The 5,021-nt window shown below is 64.3% G+C and carries 3 protein-coding genes; all 3 read left to right on the forward strand.

Annotation, left to right across the window (positions count from 1 at the left end):
* The first annotated feature begins 371 nt into the window (after positions 1–371).
* The 3 genes from QZY03_RS10550 to QZY03_RS10560 are packed head-to-tail and all read left to right on the forward strand — an operon-like array spanning position 372 to position 4,777.
* Positions 372–3,746, forward strand: coding sequence for a CHASE domain-containing protein (locus QZY03_RS10550; RefSeq protein WP_295580755.1), 3,375 nt, complete (start codon positions 372–374; stop codon positions 3,744–3,746).
* Positions 3,747–3,749: 3 nt separating this feature from the next.
* Positions 3,750–4,142 (forward strand): response regulator, encoded by a 393-nt coding sequence (locus QZY03_RS10555; RefSeq protein ID WP_295580757.1) that lies wholly within the window; start codon positions 3,750–3,752, stop codon positions 4,140–4,142.
* Between the two features lie 2 nt (positions 4,143–4,144).
* The gene (locus tag QZY03_RS10560) at positions 4,145–4,777 is read left to right on the forward strand and encodes a hypothetical protein (RefSeq protein WP_295580759.1); all 633 of its coding nucleotides are present in this window, start codon (positions 4,145–4,147) and stop codon (positions 4,775–4,777) included.
* Positions 4,778–5,021 lie beyond the last annotated feature (244 nt).

A 5,021-nucleotide genomic window follows, 5' to 3' on the forward strand; every position in this document is an offset into this window, starting at 1 on the left:
GCGCTTATCCACCCTACAGAACCGGCCCCGCTGTAGGGTGGATAAGGCGCGCCGCTCGGTGTCAGGGACCCGGCACGCCGGTCGTGCGCGCTGCATCCACCAAGGGGCTGCGTGATGCTGCCCAAATTTGGAATTGCTGGCCTTGCGCTTGACATGTGCCAACCAGCCCGGCGTTGGTGGTACGATGCCTGGGTGTCGACCGCGGGGCGATGACGCACCACCGCGCGTCGCTGACGAAGTGGACGACCCCCGTGACGGCGGCGGTCCAACCGTTGTTGCGGGCGCCGCGCTCAACCTCCTGCCACCCCTCGGCCCAGGGCCGGCGATGTGGCGCACGCCTGGCCCCCGCAGTCGCAATCTTCGCACGCCCTATGCCCACACTCAGCCTATCGCGGAAGACCACACTCGCCTGGGTCGCGCTGACCTTTGGGGTGCTGGCGAGTGTCCTCGCCGGTCTGCAGGTCAAGCAGCTCCTCGAACGGGACGCGGCCAGGCAGTTCGCCTTCGACTGCGATCAGGTCGCCCTCAAGGTCCATGAGCGCCTGGGTGCCTATGCCCTGATCCTGCGCGGCGGGGCGGGACTCTTTGCCGCCTCGGCCGCGGTGGAGCGCGACGACTGGCGGGCCTATGTCGAGACCCTGCAGGCGAGCCGGAGTGTCCCCGGGGTGCAGGGGATCGGGTTCACACAGGTCATCCCCCCGGAGCAACTGGCCGCCCACGTCGAGCGCATTCGCGCCGAAGGCTTCCCCGAGTACAGCGTCCGCCCGCCCGGCCCGCGCCCCCTCTACACGTCCATCATCTATCTGGAACCCTTCAACGACCGCAACCTGCGCGCCTTCGGTTTCGATATGTATTCCGAGCCGGTGCGGCGGGCCGCCATGGAGCAGGCGTGCGACACCGGCGAGGCGGCCCTGTCCGGCAAGGTCGAACTGGTGCAGGAGACCGGTACCGAGGTCCAGGCCGGGACCCTGATGTATGTCCCTGTCTATCGCGGCGGGGCCGCGCTGGACACCCGCGAACAGCGGCGCGCGGCGCTGCTTGGCTGGGCCTACAGCCCCTACCGCATGCATGACCTCATGACCGGCATGCTCGGCGACTGGGAGAATCACCAAGGCAAGACCGTCGACCTGCACATCTACGATGGCCGCACGGCAGCGCCGGCCGACCTGCTGTTCGTCAGCCATCCGGCGTTCTTGCAGCATGTTGACTCGCGATTCGTCCAAGAGCGCGCGCTCGACTTCAACGGCCGGCAGTGGCTGCTGGTCTGTGACCACTCCGCGGCCGCCGCAACCGTCTCCGGGATCGGTTACGCACCCTGGACCACCCTGGCCGGCGGCCTGAGCCTCAGCGGCCTGCTGTTCGGCTTGATGCGCTCGGTGATCCGTACGCGCGCCACTGCCGCCCGCATCGCCGCCGAACTGACCGCCGAGATCAGCCAGAGCCGGGACTTGTTACGCAAGAGCCACCACCAGGTCAACCTCCTGCTCACCAATGCGCCCGAAGCGATCTTCGGCCTCGACCCGCACGGCAACTGCACATTCGCCAACAACGCCTGCCTCAGACTACTGGGGTACGAGCGCCCTGAAGACCTGCTCGGTAAGCACATGCATTCGCAGATTCACGCCAGACGCGCGGATGGAACGCCCTTTCCCGCCGCAGAATGCCGTCTCTGTCAGGCCCTCCAGAGCGGCGCAACCGTGCATCTGGAGGATGAGGTCTTCTGGCGTCGTGACGGCACCCCCGTTCCGGCCGAGTGTTGGTCCGCGCCGCAAGGCCAGGACGGGGTGCCGGGCGGGGCGGTGGTCTCATTGTGGGACCTCACCGAGCGACAGCGCCTGGAACGGCTGATTGCCGGCTCACGCAACGTGCTGATGACGGTCATCGACACCGTACCGCTCGGGGTGTTCTGGAAGGATCGCGACCTGCGCTACCTCGGGTGCAATATCGCGTTTGCCAAAGACGCCGGCCTGACGCATCCGCGGGACCTGATCGGCAAAGACGACTATCAGATGGGCTGGGCGGCGCAGGCGCAGCGGTATCGCGCCGATGACCAGGCGGTCATGGCATCGGGCATCGCCAAGTTGTCCTTTGATGAGCCGCAGACCACGTCGGACGGACAGACGCGGTGGATACGCACGTCCAAGGTTCCGCTCAGGAATCAAGCCGGCGAGGTGTTCGGCATCCTGGGCGTCTACGAGGACATCGCCGACCGCAAGCAGGCCGAGGAGGCGCTGCGGATGAGCGAAGAGCTGCTCAGGGTCATCACCTCGCGCGCCCCGGATGGGATTCTCATGCTCGATCATGAGGGCAACATCACGTTCTGGAACGAAGCCGCCGCGACGATCTTCGGTTACGCCCGCGAAGAGGTGATCGGCCGTGAACTGCACGCGCTGCTGGTCCCCCGGTTCTACCGGGAAGCGCCCGGCCGCGCCTTCCTGGATTTTCGGCAAACCGGCCAGGGGGCCGCGATCGGCAGGTCCGTCGAACTTACCGGCCGGCGCAAGGACGGCAGCGAATTCCACCTGGAGCTCTCGCTCTCCGCGGCGCGCGAGACGGAGGCCTGGTCGGCGATCGGCATCGTCCGCGACGTCACCGAACTGAAGCGGATGCAGGACGCGCTGACCCGCGGTGAGGCGGAAATGAGAACCACGCTGTATGGTATCGCCGATGGCGTGGTCTCACTGGATAGTGCCGGCCGCATCCTGCTGATGAATCCGGTTGCCGAGGCCCTGACGGGGTGGAGCGAGCGGGAGTCGCGCGGCAACCGACTCGACGAGGTCTGGTGCGTCGTTGATGGCGAGACCCGCGCCGGGATTGCGGATCCGGTCACCTCGGCGCTGCGCCAAGGCGGCGCCGTCGCCCTCACGACCAATGCCCGGTTGATTGCCCGCGACGGCACTGAACGCCCGATTCGCGGCAGCGCCGCGCCGATCCTCAATCGGGATCGGATCACCGGCGTGGTGCTCGTTTTCCACGATATGAGCAAAGAAAAGGCACTGCAGGAAAAATTGATGCTTGCCGAAAAACTGGCGGTCATGGGGCGGCTGGTGGGCGATGTCTCTCATGAACTCAACAATCCCCTCGCGATTGTCATCGGCAGAACCGAACTCCTGCTGTGCAACAGTGATGGACAAGCGTCATCGTTCACCGAGAAGCTGGAAATCATCCTGCACAGCGCCCGCCGCTGCAAGACCATTCTGGGCGGTCTGCTCGGCTATAGCGGCACCATCGGCAAAGCAACCGGTGTCGTCGCCCTGGAGGCGCTGATCCGGGAGGCGGTGGCGGCCGTTGCTCAGCAATATGACCTGAGCGGCATTGCCGTGGATGTTGATTGCAAGGTGCCGGCCGACAGCGCGGTCTCCGGCGCCGAAGACGCCCTGCTCTCGGTCTTCATCAATCTGATCCGCAATGCGCGGCAGGCGATGACCGGACCGGGCCGGCTGAGCATCACCGTGGCACCGGAAGACGAGGGCCGCCTGCGCATCGCCATTCGCGACACCGGCATCGGCATCAGCAAAGAGAAGTTGGCCACCCTGTTTCAGCCGTTCCGCTCCGGCTGGCAGGGTGGTGACGGCACCGGGCTCGGCCTCGTCACCAGCCTGGGTATCATCGAGACACACGGCGGCCGCCTGTGGGTTGAAAGCGACGGCGAGGGGCGCGGCGCCCAATTTACGATCCTGCTGCCGTCCCGCACGCGCAACGACGATGGGGAACCCCATCACCCCGCCAACCCTTCGGAGCAATAGCAGATGACCACACCAGCCGCGACACCGACGATCCTCATCATCGATGATGAACCGGACCTGCGGGGACTGATGAGAGACGTCCTGGCCGGCCAAGGCTGGCGGGTCTTCTGTGCCGCCAACGGCCCCGACGGCATTGTGCTCAATGAGCAGGAGAATCCGGACGTGATTCTTCTGGACCTGCGCATGCCGGGCATGGATGGCATTACGACCCTGCGCAACATCCGCCGCTCCGATGACCGGGTCCAGGTTGTCATCCTGACCGGATTTGCCTCTCCGGATACCATCAGGGACGCGGCCGAACTCCAGGTCAGCGAATACTTGAGCAAGCCGTTTGCCAATCGTGACCTGGTCAGCATCATCACCACTGCCTATGAATCCTCACTGGCGGAACGGTAAGAATGAAAGACCTCAGAAGACTGATCTATGTGCCTATTCTGCACGCCCAGGACGCTGCCGGACGCACCGCGGCGCCGCGGCCCAAGGCCGGGACAGCGCCGTTGCGCGCGGGCCGGAGCGGCGCCGCACCGTCGCCGGTCGATGACATGTGGAAGGGCATTGCGGCCAAGCTCGGCGAGCTCAACTTACCCTGGCGGCAGACCCGCATCTTCCAGGACGGTACCCCGGTGTGCGGTAATGAATCGGCACTGGCCGGGCGGCTGGCCGAGAGCGGCAGCCCCAATTTCTCGTTGCTCTTGGAGCTGATGCAGAAAGGGGCGACACTGGAGGGCACGGAGGATCTCGATCTACTCGTACAGGAATACGACCTGCTCAATAAATTGCTGATGAAAGGCACGGCGGCGCAGCGGCAGGCGGGCCAGGCGCAGTACCAGGAAGCAAGCAAGGCACTGCTGACCTTGAGGGATCAGTTTATTTTCAATCGCATTACCGGGATCCTGCAGGAAGGAGAAGTGCCGCTGGTGTTCATGGGGGTCATGCACCGCCTGGATAAGCTGCTGGAAAAGGCGTTCCTGGTGTCTTACGTCATTTACCGCCTGCCCTTCCGCAGTGTCGGCACGATCTATAACGCCTGAGGGGGCAAGACCATGCGTCGCAAGTCATCGTTGTTGACCGCCGACCCGATCCTGTTTTCGCCTATCTATCTTAATTCGGACAATGTTTCAACCGAGAAGCTGCTCGCGTTTTATCGCTTTGCCAATCTCTTTTTCCCGAAAATGGGCGGCTCTTCGGGATCTCAGTAGGTTATGATATACTTATATTTCAGCATCTTACGAGGTTTTGAAGGTCATCATGGACTCCAACAACGAGCCACTCAGA

The organism is uncultured Lamprocystis sp., assembly GCF_903933125.1.
In the GTDB taxonomy this organism is placed as follows: Bacteria; Pseudomonadota; Gammaproteobacteria; order Chromatiales; family Chromatiaceae; genus Thiodictyon.

What these genes read in the sequence shown, in the direction of transcription:
- QZY03_RS10560 (WP_295580759.1), top strand. Translation starts at nt 4,145, where the DNA reads ATGAAAGACCTCAGAAGACTGATCTATGTGCCTATTCTGCACGCCCAG.
- QZY03_RS10555 (WP_295580757.1), top strand. Translation starts at nt 3,750, where the DNA reads ATGACCACACCAGCCGCGACACCGACGATCCTCATCATCGATGATGAA.
- QZY03_RS10550 (WP_295580755.1), top strand. Translation starts at nt 372, where the DNA reads ATGCCCACACTCAGCCTATCGCGGAAGACCACACTCGCCTGGGTCGCG.